Raw genomic sequence first — 17,189 nt, 5'->3', positions numbered from 1 at the left:
CATGCGTCAAGAGTGATAAATCCAGATCTTTTGCAGATTGCGCGGAGATGTCATGATGCGTTCCTGAGATTCTCGGGAACGTTTTCATAGGAGCACGAGTGAAGATCACCGGCTGGGAAGTGCTGACCCTGCCCGACCACGGCGACAGCATGATGCTGCTGGTCCTGGATACCGACGAGGGCCTGCACGGCATCGGCGAGGTGGGCATCCGCTCGCGCCAGAAGGCCGTGGCCGGCGCCATCGAGCACCTCGGCGAGCTGCTCGTCGGCGAGGACCCGGCCAGGATCGAGCACCTCTGGCAGGTCATGTTCCGCCGCGGCTTCTTCCCGGCCGACCGCTTCGTGTCGGCGGCCATCGCCGCGGTGGACGTGGCGCTCTGGGACATCAAGGGCAAGGCCCTCGGCGTGCCCGTCTACGAACTGCTCGGCGGCCGGGTACGCGACCACGTGCCCGCCTACATCCACCTGGGCGACGGCTACGACGACCGCGAGCGCTTCCTGGCCAAGGCCCGGGACCTGGTCGCGGAAGGCTGGGGGCACCTGCGCTTCGCCGTACCCCACGCGCCGGACGGCGTCCTGGACCAGCGCGCCTCCATGCGGGCGGGGATCGAGCTGTTCCATCAGGTCAGGGCGGCGGTCGGGGACGAGGTCGAGCTCATACTCGACGTCCACACCCGGCTCGACCCGCCGGAGGCGCTCACCCTGTGCAGGGAGATCGAGGCGGCGCGGCCGTACTTCGTGGAGGACCCGCTGCGCAGCGAGGGCCTGGACGCCTACCGCATGCTCCGCTCCCGTACGGCGGCGCCGCTCGCGGCCGGCGAGCAGTTCGGCTCCAAGTGGGAGTTCCAGCGCCTGGTGGAGGCCGACCTGATCGACTACGCCCGGGTCGACGTGGGCGTGGCGGCCGGGCTGACCGAGGCCAAGAAGATCGCGGCCATGTGCGAGGCCCACTACGTCAAGCTCGCCACCCACAACCCGCTCGGTCCCGTCACCGCGGCCTCCTCGCTCCACCTCAACCTCGCCTGCCCGAACGTGGCGATCCAGGAGCACCAGGAGCAGCCGGAGCCCGAGATCGACGCGCTGTTCACCGCCCGGCCGAAGATCCACGCCGGCCGCGTGGAGATCTCCGACCTTCCCGGTATCGGGGTGGACATCGACCGGGACGCCGCCCGCCGCTACCGGGCCGTCGCCGCGGAGCGGCCCCATCTACGCGGCTCGGACGGCGCTTTCACCAACTGGTGAACAGGGCGGCACTCCCGGGCGGGAGAATGGAGCCGTGCATGCAGACATCTCCCGCCCCGTCGTCGTCCTCGGCTCCACCGGCTCGATCGGCACCCAAGCGCTCGACGTGATCGCCGCCCACCCGGCCGGCTTCCACGTGGTGGCGCTGGCGGCCGGGGGCGGCAGAGCCGGACTGCTGGCCGAGCAGGCCGCCCGGTTCGGGGTCGAGGCGGTCGCGGTGGCCGACGCGGCGGCCGTACCGGCGCTGAAGGAGGCGCTGGCGGCGCGCGGCGTCCGGCCCGAGGTGCTGGCCGGGCCCGAGGGCGTCGCCGAGGTCGCCACCTGGACGCCCAGCGGGTCCGGCGACCTGCCCGGGGCGGCCTGGGCGCCGGGCGCCACGCCGCTGGTGCTCAACGGCATCACCGGGGCGCTCGGCCTGACCTCCACGCTGGCCGCGCTCGACGCCGGGCGCACGCTCGCGCTGGCCAACAAGGAATCCCTGATCATCGGCGGACCCCTGGTCAAGCGGCGGGCCAAGCCCGGCCAGATCGTGCCGGTCGACTCCGAGCACTCGGCGCTGCAGCAGTCGCTGTGGGCTTCGGGCCCCTCCGGCTACGACCCCGAGGCGGTCCGCAAGCTCATCGTCACCGCGTCCGGCGGGCCGTTCCGCGGCAGGCGGCGCGCCGAGCTCACCGGCGTCACCCCCGAGATGGCCCTCGCCCACCCCACCTGGTCGATGGGGCCGGTCATCACCATCAACTCCGCGACCCTGGTCAACAAGGGCCTGGAGGTCATCGAGGCGCACCTGCTGTTCGACATCGGCTTCGAGCGCATCGAGGTCGTCGTCCACCCGCAGTCCATCATCCACTCCATGGTCGAGTACGTGGACGGCTCCACCATCGCCCAGGCCAGCCCGCCCGACATGCGGCTGCCGATCGCGCTGGCGCTCGGCCACCCCCACCGCATCGACGGCGCCGCCCGGCCGGTCGACTGGAGCACCGCCCACACCTGGACGTTCGAGCCGCTCGACAACGAGGCCTTCCCCAGCGTCGAGCTGGCCAGGCACGTCGGCACCGAGGGCGGCACCGCCCCGGCCGTCTACAACGCGGCCAACGAGGTCTGCGTGGACGCCTTCATGCGCGGGGCGCTGCCGTTCCTCGCGATCGTGGACACCGTGGCCGAGGTCGTCGCGGAACGCCAGGTCACCCCGGCCGACTCGGTCGAGGAAGTGCTCGCCGCCGACGCCTGGGCCCGCACTCGTGCCGGTGAGCTCACCGGCGTTGCCTAGACTGGGTTCCGTGACTTCTGTAGCACTCGGCATTCCGACGGTCCGCCCGAAGCCGCTCGCCGAACGCCGGCACTCCCGCCAGATCATGGTCGGCAACGTGCCGGTGGGCGGCGACGCGCCGGTATCCGTGCAGTCGATGACGACCACGGTCACCGCCGACATCAACGCGACCCTGCAGCAGATCGCCGAGCTGACCGCCTCGGGCTGCCAGATCGTCCGCGTCGCGGTGCCGTCCCAGGACGACGCCGAGGCCCTGCCCATCATCGCCAGGAAGTCGCAGATCCCGGTCATCGCCGACATCCACTTCCAGCCGAAGTACGTCTTCGCCGCCATCGACGCGGGCTGCGCGGCGGTGCGGGTCAACCCGGGCAACATCAAGAAGTTCGACGACAAGGTCGGTGAGATCGCCAAGGCCGCCGCCGAGACGGGCACCCCGATCCGCATCGGCGTCAACGCCGGCTCGCTCGACCCCCGCCTGCTGCAGAAGTACGGCAAGGCCACCCCCGAGGCGCTGGTCGAGTCCGCGCTGTGGGAGTGCTCGCTGTTCGAGGAGCACGGCTTCCGCGACATCAAGATCTCGGTCAAGCACAACGACCCGGTCGTGATGATCAACGCCTACCGGCTGCTCGCCCAGCGGTGCGACTACCCGCTCCACCTCGGCGTCACCGAGGCCGGGCCCGCCTTCCAGGGCACGATCAAGTCGGCGGTCGCCTTCGGCGCGCTGCTGGCCGAGGGCATCGGCGACACCATCCGCGTCTCGCTGTCGGCTCCTCCGGTCGAGGAGGTCAAGGTCGGCGCCCAGATCCTGGAGTCGCTCGGGCTGCGCGAGCGCGGCCTGGAGATCGTCTCCTGCCCGTCCTGCGGCCGCGCCCAGGTCGACGTCTACACGCTGGCCGAGCAGGTCCAGGCCGGTCTTGAGGGCATGAAGGTGCCGCTGCGCGTGGCCGTCATGGGCTGCGTCGTCAACGGTCCCGGCGAGGCCCGCGAGGCCGACCTCGGCGTCGCCTCCGGCAACGGCAAGGGCCAGATCTTCGTCAAGGGCGAGGTCATCAAGACCGTCCCCGAGTCGCAGATCGTGGAGACCCTCATCGAGGAGGCCATGCGCATCGCCGACGAGATGGGCGTCGAGATCGACCTCGACGACGAGGACGCGCCCGGCCCGCAGGTCACCGTGGCGAGCTGAGCCAGCCCCACACCACCTCGGGCGTCATCGGGGTGCGCGTCACCCGCTCGGCGACCTCGGGCAGTGCCGCGGCGACCGCGTTGGCGATCGCCGCCGGCGGCCCGATCGTGCCCGACTCCCCGGCGCCCTTCATGCCGCCCGGCGTGACCGGCGACGGGGAGCTGTGCAGCACCACCGTGACGTTCGGCACGTCGCGCACCGTCGGGGTCAGGTACATGCCGCCCGGCTGCCCGTCCGCCGTGTAGACGACCTCCTCGGTCAGCGCCATCCCGATGCTCTGCGCGATGCCGCCGACCAGTTGCCCCTCGACGATGGCCGGGTTGACGACCACGCCGGAGTCGGCGACCGCCCAGTAGCCCTCCACCTCGACCTTCCCGGTCTCCGGATCGACGGCCACGGCCGCCGCGTGCGCGCCGTAGGCGTAGGTGGTGTCCGGCGGGTCGTAGGACGCCCGCTCCTCCAGGCCGGGCGAGAAGCCCTCGGGCAGGTCCCAGCCGCGCCAGGCGTGCGTGGCGATCTCCCGCAGCGTCAGCGCCGCATGGGGGTCGCCCTTCACCCGCACCGTCGAGTCGACCAGCTCCAGGTCCTCCGGCGCCGCCTCCAGCCGGTGCGCGGCAAGCGCGAGGACACGTTCCTTGAGCCGGTCGGCGGCCTGCCGTAGCGCGCCGCCGCCGACGACCAGCGACCGGCTCGCGATCGAGCCGATCCCCGAGTACGGCGTGGCCGCCGTGTCACCCAGCACCACCCGCACGCCAGCCAGCGGCACCCCGACACGCTCGGCGGCGATCTGCGCCAGCGTCGTCTCGATGCCCTGCCCCATCCCGGCCACCCCCGCGGACACGACCACCGAGGCGTCCGGCTCCATGCGCACCACAGCGGTCTCGAACCCGCCCGCCCGCATGCCCATCCGCCGCATCGCCTCCGACGGGCCGAGGCCGGTGCCCTCGACCTGGCAGGAGTACCCGACGCCGCGCCGCCGCCCGTCGTCCTTGGCGGGCGCGTCGACCAGTTCGCACAGGGCGCGCAGCGCGCCCGGGTAGTCGCCCGAGTCGTAGGCCTGGCCCATCCGGCTGGTGTAGGGCAGTTCCTCCGGGCCGATCAGGTTGCGCAGCCGCAGCTCGACGGGGTCCAGGCCGAGCCGCCTGGCCGCCTCGTCGATCAGCCGTTCCCTGGTCATCGCCGCCTCCGGCATGCCGAAGCCGCGGTAGGAGCCGGTCGGCACGGTGTTGGTGAGCACACACCGCAGCCGCGCCCCCGCGCGCTCGAACCGGTACGGCCCCGGCAGCATCGAGGCGGTCACCGCGAACGGCGAGGTGCCCACGTTGGAGGGATGCGCGCCCAGGTCGCCGAGCACGTCCGCGTGGATCGCCACGAACCGCCCGTCCGCGTCCAGGGCCAGCCGGGCCCGGTGCGCCGCCGCCCGCGCCGGCAGCGACGCCACCAGCCGGTCGCCCGGTGTCTCCGCCCAGGCCACCGGACGGCCCAGCCGCATCGCCGCCAGGCACACCAGCGCCTCGTCCGGGTACAGGTGCTCCTTGGAGCCGAAGCCGCCGCCGGTGTCGCCGGCGACCACCCGGATGCGGTCGAGCGTGAGGCCGAGCGCGTGCGCCACGTGGTCGCGGACGTGGTGCGGGGCCTGGGTGGCGGTCCACAACGTGAGGTCGCCGCCGGTGTGGTGGGCCACGACGCCGCGGGGCTCCATGGCGTACGGCGCGGCCCTGCCGTACCGGAAGGACATCTCCACGACGTGGGCCGCTTCGATCTCCAGCGCGTCGGCGTCACCCAGCGTGAAGTCCGTGACCACCTCGCCCTCGCCGAGGTCCACGACCGGTGGCAGTTCGGCGAGGTCCAGGTCGATGAGGTCGGCGGCGTCGCGGGCGAGTTCGGGAGTACGGGCCACGACCAGGGCCACCGGCTGGCCGACGTAGCGGAGCGTGTCGTCGAGCACCGGGTAGCTGGTCTGGGCCTGGCCGGGGGCGACGGTGACGCACGGGAGCGCGGCGCCGGGCGCCTCGCGGGCGGTGATCACGTCCAGGACGCCGTCGAGGCCGCGCACCGCGTCCGCCGCGCAGCCGAGCAGGCGGCCGTGCGCGATCGGACTCCTGACCACGAACGCGTGGACCATGCCGGGCAGGCGCACCGCGCCCACGAACCGGCCCGTGCCCGTCAGAAGTCGCGCGTCTTCCCTGCGGGGTGTCCTGGAACCGATGACCATGTCGTGATTCTGGGCCGATTACAGAAGGCAATCAAGCGATTACACCATGGTAAGAGTTTCTCCATACCGAATGTAGTGGATCCGCCGCGGGCGGCACCATCGCAGTGCCGTACGACTAGAGCGGGGGAACAGCCGGGTGAAGCGGGTTGTCGGGATTGTCGCGGGACTGGCGGTGCTGGCCACGGGGGCCGTGGGCATGGGCGGCGCGGTGGTCGCGCCCTCCGAGGCGTCCTCCGGGCGCGCGGACATCGTCTGGGAGAAGTGCGCGAACAAGAAGCAGGGATCGGTGACCGGGAACGTGCTCGGCGGCACGGGGCTGGTCGACGAGGAGCCGCCGGGGCCGGGCGTCGAGTGCGCCACGCTGCGGGTGCCGCTCGACTATCGCGAGCCCATGGGACAGACCATCAAGATCGCCCTCAACCGGGTCAAGGGCAGCGTCTCGCGTGACCACCATCACCTCGGCACGCTCCTGGTCAACCCGGGCGGGCCCGGCGCCTCCGGACGGGAACTGGCCGAGTACGTCGCCGCCGCGCTGCCGGGCAAGCTCGCCGAGCGCTTCGACGTGATCGGCTTCGACCCGCGCGGCGTCGGGGCCAGCGAGCCCGCGCTGCGCTGCGTCGACCCGGCCAAGTTCTACGCGCCGCCGCGGCCCGACGCGGTGCCGCGTACCGGCCGGGACCAGAACGTGCTGCAGGCCCGCGCCCGCGAGTACGCCGAGCGCTGCGGCAACCTGTGGGCCTGGATGCTGCCCCACATGACCACCGAGAACGTCGCCCGCGACATGGACACGATCCGCGCCGCGCTCGACGAGCAGGAGATCAGCTACCTCGGCTACTCCTACGGCACCTACCTCGGCGCCGCCTACGCCACGCTCTTCCCCAAGCGGGTCAAGCGCCTGGTGCTCGACAGCAGCGTCGACCCGGACGGCGTCTGGTACAAGGCCAACCTGGCCCAGGACCGCGGCTTCGAGCGCAGGCACCGCGACTTCCTCGCCTGGACGGCCAAGAACAACAAGGTGTACAAGCTGGGCCGTACCGCCAAGCAGACGAGCTTCGCCTGGTACGAGATGCGCTCGCGCCTGCGCGGGCGGCCCGCCGGGGGCGTGGTCGGGCCGAGCGAGCTCGACGACATCTTCACCGTCGGCGGCTACACCGACACCATCTGGCCCTCGCTGGCGCAGGCGTGGGCGAGCTACGTCCGCAAGGGTGAGACGAAGGACCTGGTCGCGGCGTTCAAGCGCCACGGCGAGAAGGACGCGGAGGACGAGAACGGCTACGCCGTCTACCTGGGCGTGCAGTGCCGCGACGCCGCCTGGCCGCGTGACTGGAAGGTGTGGCAGTCCGACATGAGCCAGCTGCACCGCAAGGCGCCGTTCCTGACCTGGCCCAACGCCTGGTACAACGCGCCGTGCGCCTACTGGTCCGTGCCCGGCGGGAAGCCGCCCAGGATCCAGGGGGCCAAGGAACTGCCGCCGGTGCTCATGCTGCAGTCGAAGGGGGACGCGGCCACGCCGTACGTGGGGGCGTTGAACATGCGCAAGCTCTTCCCCACCGCCCGCATGCTCACCGAGTCCGGCGGCAACCACGGCATCTCGCTGGCCGGCAACCGCTGCGTGGACAAGGCCCTGGCCGCCTACCTCGCCGACACCACTGTGCCCAAGTTCGGCGCTACTTGCCCGAGTCTGCCCGCTCCGCGGCCGGCGGCTCGTATGTCGTCCGGTTTGCCCCAGGGTCACGAAAGGCTCACCGACGTCATTGCGAGATGAGCCAATCGGGGGGCGTTCGCGTAGTCTGACCGTGTGATGCTGCGTACATCGGCGTCGCGCGTGCTCGATGACAGCGATCGCGATGAGGTGCTCGACCTCCTGGACACCGATCCGGTCGCCAACGTCTTCGTCGCCTCCCGGGTGCGGACCGTCGGACTCAATCCGGCACGGCTGGGTGGTCAGATGTGGGGCTTCGGGCCGCGCGGCGGTCTCGTCTCGCTCTGTTATGCCGGTGCCAACCTGGTGCCCGTCAACGCCGGTCCTGAAGCCGTGCACGCCTTCGCGGACCGTGCCCGCAAGCAGGGCCGGCGGTGCTCGTCCATCGTGGGCCCGCAGGGCGCGGTGTCGCTGCTGTGGGAGCGCCTGGAGCCGCACTGGGGGCGGGCGCGGGCGATCCGCTGGGCGCAGCCGGTGATGGCGACCGCGCAGAAGCCGCTGGTTCCGGCCGATCCGCTGGTACGGCGGGTGCGGCCGGAGCAGTTCGAGCGCCTGCTGCCGGCCTGCGTGGCGATGTTCACCGAGGAGGTGGGGGTCTCGCCCAACGCCGGTGACGGGGGCGCCCTCTACCGGACCCGGGTGGCCGAGCTCATCCGGATCGGGCGCTCCTACGCCCGGATCGACGACGGCCGGGTCGTCTTCAAGGCGGAGGTCGGGGCGGTGACGCCGCAGGCCTGCCAGATCCAGGGCGTGTGGGTGGACCCGCAGCTCAGGGGGCAGGGGCACGCGGTGGCCGGGATGGCCGCCGTGGTGGAGGCGGCGCTGGCCTGCTTCGCGCCGGTGGTGACGCTGTACGTCAACGACTTCAACCGCTCGGCGCGGGCGGTGTACCGGAAGGTCGGGTTCCACGAAGTGGACACCTTCATGTCGGTACTTTTCTAGCTATGTTGGTGTCCTTTTGGTTTGACCCGAGTTGTCCCTATACGTGGATCGTGTCCCGGTGGCTCGTCGAGGCCGCCGACGTGCGCCCGCTCGACCTCCGGTGGCGCCTGCTCAGCCTGGCCGCCCTGAACGAGCACCTGGAGGTGGACCCGGAAGGGGACACCGAGGGCTACCTGTGGTTCCCGGCCCGGGTCTGCGCCGCCGTGGAACTCGCCCACGGCTCGGCCGCGCTCGGCCGCTTCTACGAGGAGATGCAAAAGCTCGGCGGCTGGGACTGGACGGTGGCCCTGCGAGCCGCCGGGCTCCCGCCGGAGCTGGCCGCGGCGGCGGAGAACACCGGCCACGACGACCACCTGCGCGCCTCGACCGCGGAGGGCGTGGCGAAGGTCGGCCCGCACGTGGGCACCCCCATCATCGCCGTCGAGAACGGCCCGGCCTGGTTCGGCCCCGTGATCTCCCAGATCCCGAGGGGCGCGGCCGCCGGAGCCCTGTGGGACGCCGCGCTGGTCATGGCCGCTACGCCCGGCTTCCATGAGCTCAAGGGCGGTCCGCACGCCGAGATCTAGGCGCGTAGTCCTGGAGTCCCCGGGCCAGGAGGGTGAAGGCGCGCTCGCCGTACCGGCGCACGTCGCCCGCGAGATCGCGCACCCGATCGTCGGACAGCAGCCGGACGCGGGCCAGATCCACCATCGCCCGGTGCACCCCGACCAGCGCGCCCGCCGCCACCCGGGCCGTGGTCTCGTCGCCGGTGTCGGCGGCGATCGCGCGGGCCAGGTCGGCGGTGAGCCGGGTGAAGGCCTGGGCCTCCCTGGCCTGCAGGGCGGTGCTCTCGGAGATGACCCGGTGGACGGTGCGGGCGCGGGAGAGCGCCTGCTCGTCGCCCTCGGCGATGGCCTCCAGCAGGCCGCCGGACTCCAGCAGGAACCGCCGCACGGCCGCGATCACGGGCTCACCCGCCGCCCGCCCGGAAACGGCGGCCACCAGGCGGGCCCCGAACTCGTCCAGGCCCGAGTAGAACAGGTCCTCCTTGCCGGGGAAGTAGTTGAAGACGGTGGCCGGCCCCACCTGCGCCTCCCGGGCGATCTCCGCGACCGTCACCCGGTCGAAGCCGCGCTCGGAGAACAGTCGCCAGGCCGTCTCCATGATCTGCTGACGCGTCAGCTCCTTCTTGCGCTCCCGCAGCCCCACCTTGGCTCCAAACTTAGAGTTGCTATAAGTCGATAGTAACTCTAGATTGAGAGTAAGTACACGATTCGAGCGAGGAGGAACAGCATGTCCGCGGAAGTTCTCGATCTGGTCAACCGCTGGGCCGCCGCCGAGCAGGCCAACGACGCCACCGCCCTCGACGGGCTCCTGGCCGACGGCTTCGTCGGAGTGGGCCCGCTGGGGTTCGTGCTCACGCGTGAACAGTGGCTGGTGCGGTTCGACAACGGCCTGGTCAACAGCGCCTTCGTGGTGGAGGAGCCGCAGGTGCACGAGCACGGCTCGGCCGCGGTGGTCGTCGGCGTGGACGCGCAGGAGACCACGTTCGGCGGGCGCGACAACTCCGGCCGCTTCCGGCTCACGCTGTCGGCCGTCCGCCAGGAGGCCGGGTGGAGGGTCGCCAGCGTCCACCTCGGGCCGCTGCGACAGATGGGCGGCTAGCCATGCGCGTCAGCGCTCTCCGGCGGCCGGGCGAGGCTGGGCATAGAGGCATCGACCACGCCGTCGTCATCACTCCAGGCCCCTGGACCCCAGCTCGCTGACCGCCCTCACCACAGCCGTGCGGAGGCCGCGGTAGACAGGGCGGGCGGGGCGACGGCATGCTCGTAGTCGATCGGCAGCCCCGTTTCCCACCCTTAGGGAGCCATGCGCAGGCCTTTACTGGCGGCGAGCTTCGGCGGTTCGTTCACGGGCCACATCTGGCATCGTGACCAGCCGATCCTCGGCAGCCGGCGTGACCGGTACATGCTGGAGTGGCTGCGGGCCCAGGCGGACGTGCTGCTCTACGGGGCCGGCACCGTACGCGTCGACCGGCGGCGCATCCGGTTCACCTTCCCCGACCTGCGGTCGCAGTACGCCGAACGCGGCGGCGGGTCCGTCCCGCCGCTGGCGGTCGTGGCCACCCGGGCGGACTTCGACTGGGAGGATCCGTTCTGGACCACTCCCACGGACATGACGCTGTTCCTGCCGGGTGAGGCCCGTACGGAAGAGATTCCCGGCCATGTCCAGGTGATCACCGACGTGCCGGATCTGCCCGGTGTGCTCGACCGGCTGGGCGCGCTCGGCCACTCCAGGGTGCTTTACGAGGGCGGCGGCCGGCTCTACGCGTCGCTGTGCCGGCTCGACCTCGTGGACGAGCTCTTCTACACGGTCACGCCGTGGCTGATGGGCAGCGACGCCGCCCCGGTCACCGCGGGGCCGCTGTCGCCGCAGCGCTACACGCTGGTGTCGGCCACCACCGCCGATCAGGAAGTGTTCCTTCGATATCGGACCCCAAGCGGCCGAGTCTGGACGACCTGCGCGGTTCCCGGCTAGGCCGCCGGTGAGAGGACGCACACGCATGACGGTGACGAAGCAGCCCTATGCCGATGATTTTTACGATGTCCCCGCACAGAAACCCGCCGTCGGCATCGCGCTGGACCGGGTCGGTGTCCACGGCCAGCGCGTGCTTCTCGACGTGGCCGACGAGTTGTTCGGGGGAGTGCGGGAGCTCCTGTGCGACGCGCGGGCGGAGGTGTCGCTGGCCGCGGGCCAGCGGGGGATCCATATGTCACGGATCGAGGGCGCGTTCGTGAACGCTCCCGGGGCTTTGCCGCTGGCGGTGATCGCCTCGGCGATCGCCAGGGAGGTCCGCGACACGCAGACGCAGGAGTCGGCGCGGGTGACGTTGCGGGCGTTCGCGCCGCTACGCACCCGCACCCGCGTCACCGGGCTGGCCTCGCCGGACACCGTCGAGGTCGCGGCGGTCGCGGTCGCCGGGCCGCGGCCGTCCGCCGGGCTGTCCCTCGCGGCGACCAACATCACCGCCTGTCCCTGCATGCAGGGGTACGCGCTGAGCGAGCTGGTCGGCGAGCTCGGCCTCGGCCCCGACGAGGGACGGCGGCTCATGGAGCGCGTGCCGATCGCCACGCACAGCCAGAAGGGACGGGTCCGCGTGGAGGTCACCGCGCCGGACGCCCGCCGGCTGCCGGACTACGCCTTCCTCCACCGCCTTCTCGGCGGCCAGACGACGCTGACGCAGGAACTGCTCAAGCGGCCCGACGAGTACGACCTCGTCCGGCGCTCCCATCTGCGGCCGCAGTTCGTCGAGGACGTGGTGCGCGGCGTGGCGGAAGGACTGGCGCGCGGGCTCGCGGAGAGCGCGCCCGACCTTGAGGACGTCGAACTGGACGTGTCCGCGGAGAGCTATGAGTCGATCCACGGTCACGACATCAGCGCCCAGCTCAGAATCCCGGCGACCGCCCTGCTCGCCGAGCTCTCACCGCTGAAGTGAGTGGGGGATGTGGACGAGGGTGGTGAGGAGGCGGTCGAGTTCGGCGTCCGGGTCGGCGGTGAGGCCGGCGTGGACGGGGCCCGTCTGGACGATGGTGCTTCTGGGGGCGGTCAGCCAGCGGAAGCGGGCGCCCAGGGGCTGGCTGGACAGGGGGCCGGAGGAGGCGTCGCAGGTGAGCTGGTAGGCGGCCAGCGCCTGGCGGAGTGCGGGGAGGTCGGCGGACGGGTCCAGGGCGTGCAGGCGGGATTCGTCCAGGTCTATCCGGGCGCAGAGGTAGGAGCGGGGCTGGCAGTACAGGAGTACGCCGACGTTGATCTGCTCGCCGCGCTCCACGCGCGGGATCACGCGGATGACGGCGTACTCGTAGGCGTCCCTGCTCATCGTTCGCTTCCTCGCCAGAACTCGCCGACCGAGGACGGGCCGGGCTTCGCCTTGGGTTCCTCGCCGCGGACCAGCCAGTTGCCGGGGCCGTGGGCGCGCTGGAGGAGGTGGTCGACGTAGGCCTGGCGGACGTCGGCCGCCGAGCCGAAGCCGGGCTCGCCGTCCAGCCACTCGTCGGGGACCAGGGCGGTGACCTCGCGCAGGAGGCCGGGGGTGATGCGGGCAGACAGGTCGGCGGCGGCCGCGTCGAGCTGGGTGGCGTAGGCGGCCAGGACGTGGTCGCTCGCGTCGAAGCGCCGCTGCGGGTCGGCGGTGCGCCAGTTGTGGTGGAACCAGAGCGCGGCGCCGTGGTCGATCAGCCAGACGGTGTTGTGCCAGACCAGGAGGTTGGGGTTGCGCCAGCTACGGTCGATGTTGTGGATCAGGCCGTCGAACCAGACCACGCGCGAGGCGAACCCGGGGTCCGGCGGCCAGGCCAGCGGCTCGAAGCCGAGCGCACCCGGCAGGAAGTCGACGGCCAGGTTGAGCCCGGCGCTCTTGCGCAGCAGCTCCTGGACCTCCTCGTCGGGCTCGCGGTCGCCGAACTGCGGGTCCAGGTCGATGAGCTTCAGCTCGGGGGTACGCAGCCCGAGCCGCCTGGCCAGCTCGGCACAGATGATCTCGGCCACCAGCACCCGCCTGCCCTGACCGGCTTCGCGGAACTTGACGGCATACGTGCCGAGATCGTCGGCCTCGACCACCCCGGGCAGCGACCCGCCCTCCCTGAGCGGCGTCACATACCTCGTCGCCGCGATCCTTTCCACGTGATCGAGGTTACCTCTCCTTTTATCCGTTACGGCTCGCGCCCGCCCACCCGCACCGCCGCCCCCGGCGCGCGCCCGTCGAGCGATGGTCGTGAGGGCTCACGGGCTTCTCGCCGCAACAACTCCGCCCTCGGCACGCGGCGGCGATAACCCCGCCCCCGGCACGCGGCGGCCACAACTCCGCCCTCGGCACGCGGCGGCCACAACCCCGCCCCAGGCACGTGCGGGTGAAGCCGCTTCACTCGCCCAGCAGTTCCGCCAGTGCCAGGTTGACCAGGGCTGCCGTGTCCTCGTGCATGATGCCCAGCCGCCGCAGCGCCGCCACTCCCAGGTAGCTGGCGTATCCGGCCAGCACGCGGCGTTCGGCGGCCTCCTCGCCGATTCCCGTCTGGGCGACCGTCGCCGTCATGAACGCCAGGCGGCGCTCGTTCACCCGTCTGGCCACCTCGGCCACGGCCGGGTCGTCGGCCTCGCTGATCAGGCGGAACGACACCGCCGCCTCCGCCGCGTCGGCGAACGCGAGCTCCAGCAGGGTCCGGAGTCGTTCGCGTGGATCGGGGATCTTCTCCAGGCCATGGATGATCTGCTCGGTGCCGCGTTCCCAGTAGGCGAGGGCCGCCTCGACCAGGGCCCGCCGGTTGGCGAAGTGCCAGTAGAAGCTGCCTTTGGAGACGCCCAGCCGTACCGCCACAGGTTCCACGGCGACGGCGGCGAGGCCGCCTTCGGCCAGGGCGGCGAGCGCGGCCCGCGCCCAGTCGTCGGCGTTCAACTTACCCACCGGAACAGCCTGCCATACGGTGGCGTATAGTCGCTCCATACGCATCCGTATGGAGGTCGTGACATGGTCTACAACGTGCATGAACGGGTCATCGCCGGCTCGGTCGAGGAGGTGTGGGCGAAGCTCGCGGACGTCGGGCGGATCTACCCGGCGAGCAGCGGGACGTTCGAGCTGCCCGAGGGGCTCTTCGAGGGCGCGCCGGTCCGGCACGACCGTGCCCGCTACCGGGTCGCCGTCGTCGAGCCCGGCCGCAAGCTCTGGTTCGACCTCGGCAAGACGATCAGCGGCGGGCACGGCTTCGAGCTGTTCCCCGTGGAGGGCGGCACGCTGGTGCGCCATCACCTCAAGGGGCGGCTGTCGGGGGTGTTCGCGCTGCTCTGGCCGCTGATCATCCGGCGCCATCACGACACGGCGCTCGAAGGGCTTCTCGACAACCTGGAGCGCGAGGTCGCACATGCCGACGCTGGCTGAGGGGTTCATCCCGGTTCCCGACGCGTCAGAACGGCACGCGATCGTGATCGCCGCGCCCCGCGAGCGGGTGTGGGAGGTCGTCAGGCGGCCGGACCCCTCCGACATCCGCCTGGTGAAGCCGCTGTTCGCGCTCAGGAACCTGATCTCCAGGCTGCTGAACGGGCACGAGCAGCGGGACATGCCCACCTTCACGCCGCTGGCGGAGGAGCCGGGCCGCGAGGTCGTGCTCGGCACCGTCGGCCAGTGGTGGCGGCTCGGCCGCTCGAAGGGCGTCGACTCGGTCGGCACCGCCGAGGAGTTCACCGCCTTCGACCGTCCCGGATACGCCAAGGGCACCTTCAGCTTCGTGCTGGAAGAGGCCGGGCCGGGCCGGATCAGGCTGGTGACCGAGACCAGGGTGGCGGCCACCAGCCCGGACGCCCGCCGGGCCTTCCTGCGCTACTGGGCGGTGATCCGGCTGGGCAGCGGGCTGGTGCGCTGGGCCATCCTGTCGTCGATCAAGGCTAGAACCTCGCGATGACCTCCTCGGCGAAGCGCTCCATGGTGGCGATCTTGAGCTCCAGGGTGCCTTCGCCGTGCTCGGCTTTCTCCTCGGGCGTGGCCAGCCACCACGGGGCGGCCATGGTGGCGGTGACGCCCTTCGCGGCGAAGCGCCGGTAGACGGCGGCGTCCGGCATCACCGCCAGCGGCGCGACGACCTCGAACGGGCGGTCCTTCGGCAGCTTGGCCAGGACGGGGTCGAGCTGTTCCTCGGTGTAGATCCGGTTGCCGATCCATCCGTCGCCGAGCCGGGAGGCGCGGGTGAGCGCGGCCTCGCTGTCCCCGCCGACGTAGATCGGGATGTTCCCGGACGGCGTCGGGCAGATGGACAGCTCGGGCAGGCCGTCAAGCTTGACCGCCGAGCCCGTCCACAACTCCCGCAGGGCCGGGATCATCTCGTCCAGCCGCCGTCCCCGGGTGTGGAAGTCCTGGCCGGTCGCCTGGAACTCCTCCTTGCACCAGCCCACCCCGACCCCGAACGTCACCCGCTCGCCCGACAGCACCGCCGCCGTCGAGACCTGCTTGGCCACGGTGAACAGGTCGCGGGCCGGCGCGATGTAGACGTTGGGGGAGAAGCGCAGCGTGCTGGTCGCCGCCGCCATCGCGCCGATCGTGACCCACGTGTCCGGCCAGTGGGTGCCGGCGTCCCAGCGCGGCCTGCCGCTCTTGGAATAGGGGTACGGCGAGGCGAAGTCGGCGTAGAAGATATGGTCGGAGAGCGTCAGCGTGTCGAACCCGCAGCGCTCGGCGGCCCGCGCCAGCTCCACGAACTGGTCGGTGGGGACGAACGAGGCCCCCAGCCAGAACCTCACTGGAACTCCGGGATGACCTTGGTGGCGAACATCTCCAGGTTGCGCTTGACCGTGTCGAGCGGCAGCACGCCCTGCTGGCCCTGCATGTACAGGCCGAACCACTCCAGGTCGGGCATCCGGTCGAGCATGCGCTGGATGCCGCGCTTGACGTCGTCGGGGGTGCCGAACAGGGCCATCTCGACGTCGTTCATGCGCTTGGCGTCGCCCTTCTCCGGGGAGATGGGCTTGTGCTTCTCGTCCTCCTTCTTGCGCAGCACCTCCAGGTAGCCGAAGGGGCCGAAGAAGGCGGCGAAGTCCTTGGGGATGCTGCGGCCGAAGGTGTTGATGGCCTCCTCGGTCGTGTCCGCGATGCCGACGATCTTGAGGATGCCGGTGTGCTCGCCCAGCTTGTAGTCGCGGCCCTGCCGGGCGGACTCCTCCTGGTAAAGCTTGGCCTTGGCGGCGTGGTCGTCGGGGTTGGGGGTGAACATCCAGGGCAGGATGTTCTCCTGCGCGGCGCGGATGACCGAGCGGTCGGAGATCGTGAACGGCTGCCACAGCTCCGGGTGGGGGTTCTGGTACGGCCGCGGGCAGACGGAGACCGCCTGGACCTTCCCGTCGTCGTCGAGTTCGCCGGGCGCGCCGAACGTCTTCGTCCACTCCTGCGCCGGCCAGCCCTCGATGCCGTCGAAGGGGAAGGGCACCTCGTAGTCCAGCACGTCGGACTTGTAACGCAGCGTCTCCTGGGTCCAGGCCATCTTCATGATCTTCAGGACCTCGCCGAACACGTCGAAGTTGCGCGTGTCCGACGCCGAGCCGTCCGAGCGGGCCGCGGCGGCGTGCCAGCGCTGGCCCAGGACGTTCATCCAGCGGTTCTGGTAGCCGCGGGCGACGCCCAGGCGCAGCCGTCCCTTGGAGAACTGGTCGAGCAGCGCCACGTCCTCGGCGGCCCGGATCGGGTCCCAGGCGGGCAGGACCATGCCGAGCGGGGCCAGCAGGATGCGTTCCGTGCGGGCCGCGAGGTCGGTGAGGAACATCAGCGGGTTGACCGAGAACTCCATCCCCTCCGAGTGGAAGTGGTGCTCGGTCATCATGAGCGCGTCGAAGCCGATCTGGTCGGCGTGGACGGCGATCTCCCGCACCTCGTGCAGCAGTCGCTGGTATGACTCGGTGTCCCGTCCGATGGGCCGCTTGGCTTTGGCGTTCTCCTCGGCGGCATATCCGGAGCCTGGAATCTGCGGGTTCAGGAAGATGGAAAACTTCACCGGGAGTCCTCTTTCCGCGGGGCGTTTCTCTGACCGGCAAGCTACTCTAAGAATCTTAGCCGAGCAATCGCTTGGTTGACATGGGAGGTCGGCAATGCGGCTGGGCGTCACGATGTTCTCCACCGATCTGGCGAT

At 71.3% G+C, this 17,189-nt stretch carries 18 protein-coding genes; 11 read left to right on the top strand and 7 right to left on the bottom strand.

What is annotated here, in order from left to right; genetic code table 11:
* The first annotated feature begins 98 nt into the window (after positions 1–98).
* The 3 genes from ACFWYW_RS40755 to ispG are packed head-to-tail and all read left to right on the top strand — an operon-like array spanning position 99 to position 3,691.
* Positions 99–1,241, top strand: a complete 1,143-nt coding sequence (locus tag ACFWYW_RS40755) for a mandelate racemase/muconate lactonizing enzyme family protein (protein ID WP_379620532.1) — start codon at positions 99–101, stop codon at positions 1,239–1,241.
* Between the two features lie 34 nt (positions 1,242–1,275).
* Positions 1,276–2,508: a 1-deoxy-D-xylulose-5-phosphate reductoisomerase gene (gene dxr / locus ACFWYW_RS40750; RefSeq protein WP_379620534.1), complete on the top strand. Its 1,233-nt coding sequence runs from the start codon at positions 1,276–1,278 to the stop codon at positions 2,506–2,508.
* Between the two features lie 10 nt (positions 2,509–2,518).
* Complete coding sequence (gene ispG, locus ACFWYW_RS40745) at positions 2,519–3,691, top strand: flavodoxin-dependent (E)-4-hydroxy-3-methylbut-2-enyl-diphosphate synthase (protein WP_379620536.1); 1,173 nt, start codon at positions 2,519–2,521, stop codon at positions 3,689–3,691.
* Here ispG and ACFWYW_RS40740 read toward each other — a convergent pair.
* Entirely contained in the window at positions 3,675–5,906 is a 2,232-nt protein-coding gene (locus ACFWYW_RS40740; RefSeq protein WP_379620538.1) for a xanthine dehydrogenase family protein molybdopterin-binding subunit, read from the bottom strand. The genes ispG and ACFWYW_RS40740 overlap by 17 nt on opposite strands.
* 136 nt (positions 5,907–6,042) lie before the next feature.
* Between ACFWYW_RS40740 and ACFWYW_RS40735 the strand changes: the two genes are divergently transcribed.
* From ACFWYW_RS40735 to ACFWYW_RS40725, 3 genes are read left to right on the top strand one after another with little or no spacing between them, the layout of a single operon-like run.
* Positions 6,043–7,671 (top strand): alpha/beta hydrolase, encoded by a 1,629-nt coding sequence (locus tag ACFWYW_RS40735; protein ID WP_379620540.1) that lies wholly within the window; start codon positions 6,043–6,045, stop codon positions 7,669–7,671.
* Positions 7,672–7,707: 36 nt separating this feature from the next.
* Positions 7,708–8,550: a GNAT family N-acetyltransferase gene (locus tag ACFWYW_RS40730; RefSeq protein ID WP_379620649.1), complete on the top strand. Its 843-nt coding sequence runs from the start codon at positions 7,708–7,710 to the stop codon at positions 8,548–8,550.
* Positions 8,551–8,600: 50 nt separating this feature from the next.
* On the top strand, positions 8,601–9,116 hold the full coding sequence (locus ACFWYW_RS40725; RefSeq protein ID WP_379620542.1) for a disulfide bond formation protein DsbA: 516 nt from the start codon (positions 8,601–8,603) through the stop codon (positions 9,114–9,116).
* Here the strand turns inward: ACFWYW_RS40725 and ACFWYW_RS40720 are convergent.
* Positions 9,088–9,738 carry a TetR/AcrR family transcriptional regulator gene (locus tag ACFWYW_RS40720; RefSeq protein ID WP_379620544.1) on the bottom strand — a complete coding sequence of 217 codons (651 nt, stop codon included), beginning with the start codon at positions 9,736–9,738 and terminating at the stop codon, positions 9,088–9,090. The genes ACFWYW_RS40725 and ACFWYW_RS40720 overlap by 29 nt on opposite strands.
* Before the next feature lie 84 nt (positions 9,739–9,822).
* On the opposite strand from ACFWYW_RS40720, the gene ACFWYW_RS40715 reads away from it, so the two are divergent.
* The 3 genes from ACFWYW_RS40715 to ACFWYW_RS40705 all read left to right on the top strand — a co-directional run bounded on the left by ACFWYW_RS40715 (position 9,823) and on the right by ACFWYW_RS40705 (position 12,025).
* The gene (locus tag ACFWYW_RS40715) at positions 9,823–10,194 is read left to right on the top strand and encodes a nuclear transport factor 2 family protein (protein ID WP_379620546.1); all 372 of its coding nucleotides are present in this window, start codon (positions 9,823–9,825) and stop codon (positions 10,192–10,194) included.
* Positions 10,195–10,398: 204 nt separating this feature from the next.
* Positions 10,399–11,067: a dihydrofolate reductase family protein gene (locus tag ACFWYW_RS40710; protein WP_379620548.1), complete on the top strand. Its 669-nt coding sequence runs from the start codon at positions 10,399–10,401 to the stop codon at positions 11,065–11,067.
* 25 nt (positions 11,068–11,092) lie between these two features.
* Positions 11,093–12,025 (top strand): GTP cyclohydrolase, FolE2/MptA family, encoded by a 933-nt coding sequence (locus ACFWYW_RS40705; protein WP_379620551.1) that lies wholly within the window; start codon positions 11,093–11,095, stop codon positions 12,023–12,025.
* Here the strand turns inward: ACFWYW_RS40705 and ACFWYW_RS40700 are convergent.
* From ACFWYW_RS40700 to ACFWYW_RS40690, 3 genes are all read right to left on the bottom strand, one after another.
* Positions 12,011–12,406 carry a DUF3037 domain-containing protein gene (locus ACFWYW_RS40700; RefSeq protein ID WP_379620553.1) on the bottom strand — a complete coding sequence of 132 codons (396 nt, stop codon included), beginning with the start codon at positions 12,404–12,406 and terminating at the stop codon, positions 12,011–12,013. The genes ACFWYW_RS40705 and ACFWYW_RS40700 overlap by 15 nt on opposite strands.
* Positions 12,403–13,209 (bottom strand): HipA family kinase, encoded by an 807-nt coding sequence (locus tag ACFWYW_RS40695; RefSeq protein WP_379620555.1) that lies wholly within the window; start codon positions 13,207–13,209, stop codon positions 12,403–12,405. Before ACFWYW_RS40695 ends, ACFWYW_RS40700 begins: the two co-directional genes overlap by 4 nt.
* 238 nt (positions 13,210–13,447) lie before the next feature.
* Positions 13,448–13,987 carry a TetR/AcrR family transcriptional regulator gene (locus ACFWYW_RS40690; RefSeq protein WP_379620557.1) on the bottom strand — a complete coding sequence of 180 codons (540 nt, stop codon included), beginning with the start codon at positions 13,985–13,987 and terminating at the stop codon, positions 13,448–13,450.
* Between the two features lie 63 nt (positions 13,988–14,050).
* Here ACFWYW_RS40690 and ACFWYW_RS40685 point away from each other — a divergent pair, with 63 nt between their 5' ends.
* Positions 14,051–14,458 carry a hypothetical protein gene (locus ACFWYW_RS40685; RefSeq protein WP_379620559.1) on the top strand — a complete coding sequence of 136 codons (408 nt, stop codon included), beginning with the start codon at positions 14,051–14,053 and terminating at the stop codon, positions 14,456–14,458.
* Positions 14,442–14,978: a hypothetical protein gene (locus ACFWYW_RS40680; protein WP_379620561.1), complete on the top strand. Its 537-nt coding sequence runs from the start codon at positions 14,442–14,444 to the stop codon at positions 14,976–14,978. Before ACFWYW_RS40685 ends, ACFWYW_RS40680 begins: the two co-directional genes overlap by 17 nt.
* Here ACFWYW_RS40680 and ACFWYW_RS40675 read toward each other — a convergent pair.
* Both ACFWYW_RS40675 and ACFWYW_RS40670 read right to left on the bottom strand, forming a co-directional pair.
* Positions 14,962–15,810 carry a TIGR03619 family F420-dependent LLM class oxidoreductase gene (locus ACFWYW_RS40675; protein WP_379620563.1) on the bottom strand — a complete coding sequence of 283 codons (849 nt, stop codon included), beginning with the start codon at positions 15,808–15,810 and terminating at the stop codon, positions 14,962–14,964. The two genes, ACFWYW_RS40680 and ACFWYW_RS40675, sit on opposite strands and share 17 nt — an antisense overlap.
* Complete coding sequence (locus ACFWYW_RS40670; protein ID WP_379620565.1) at positions 15,807–17,054, bottom strand: LLM class flavin-dependent oxidoreductase; 1,248 nt, start codon at positions 17,052–17,054, stop codon at positions 15,807–15,809. The genes ACFWYW_RS40675 and ACFWYW_RS40670 overlap by 4 nt, the downstream gene beginning before the upstream one ends.
* Positions 17,055–17,189 lie beyond the last annotated feature (135 nt).

It is taken from the genome of Nonomuraea sp. NPDC059023 (assembly GCF_042740095.1).
Classification (GTDB): Bacteria; Actinomycetota; Actinomycetes; order Streptosporangiales; family Streptosporangiaceae; genus Nonomuraea.
This window is presented reverse-complemented; position numbering and strand designations above follow the sequence as displayed.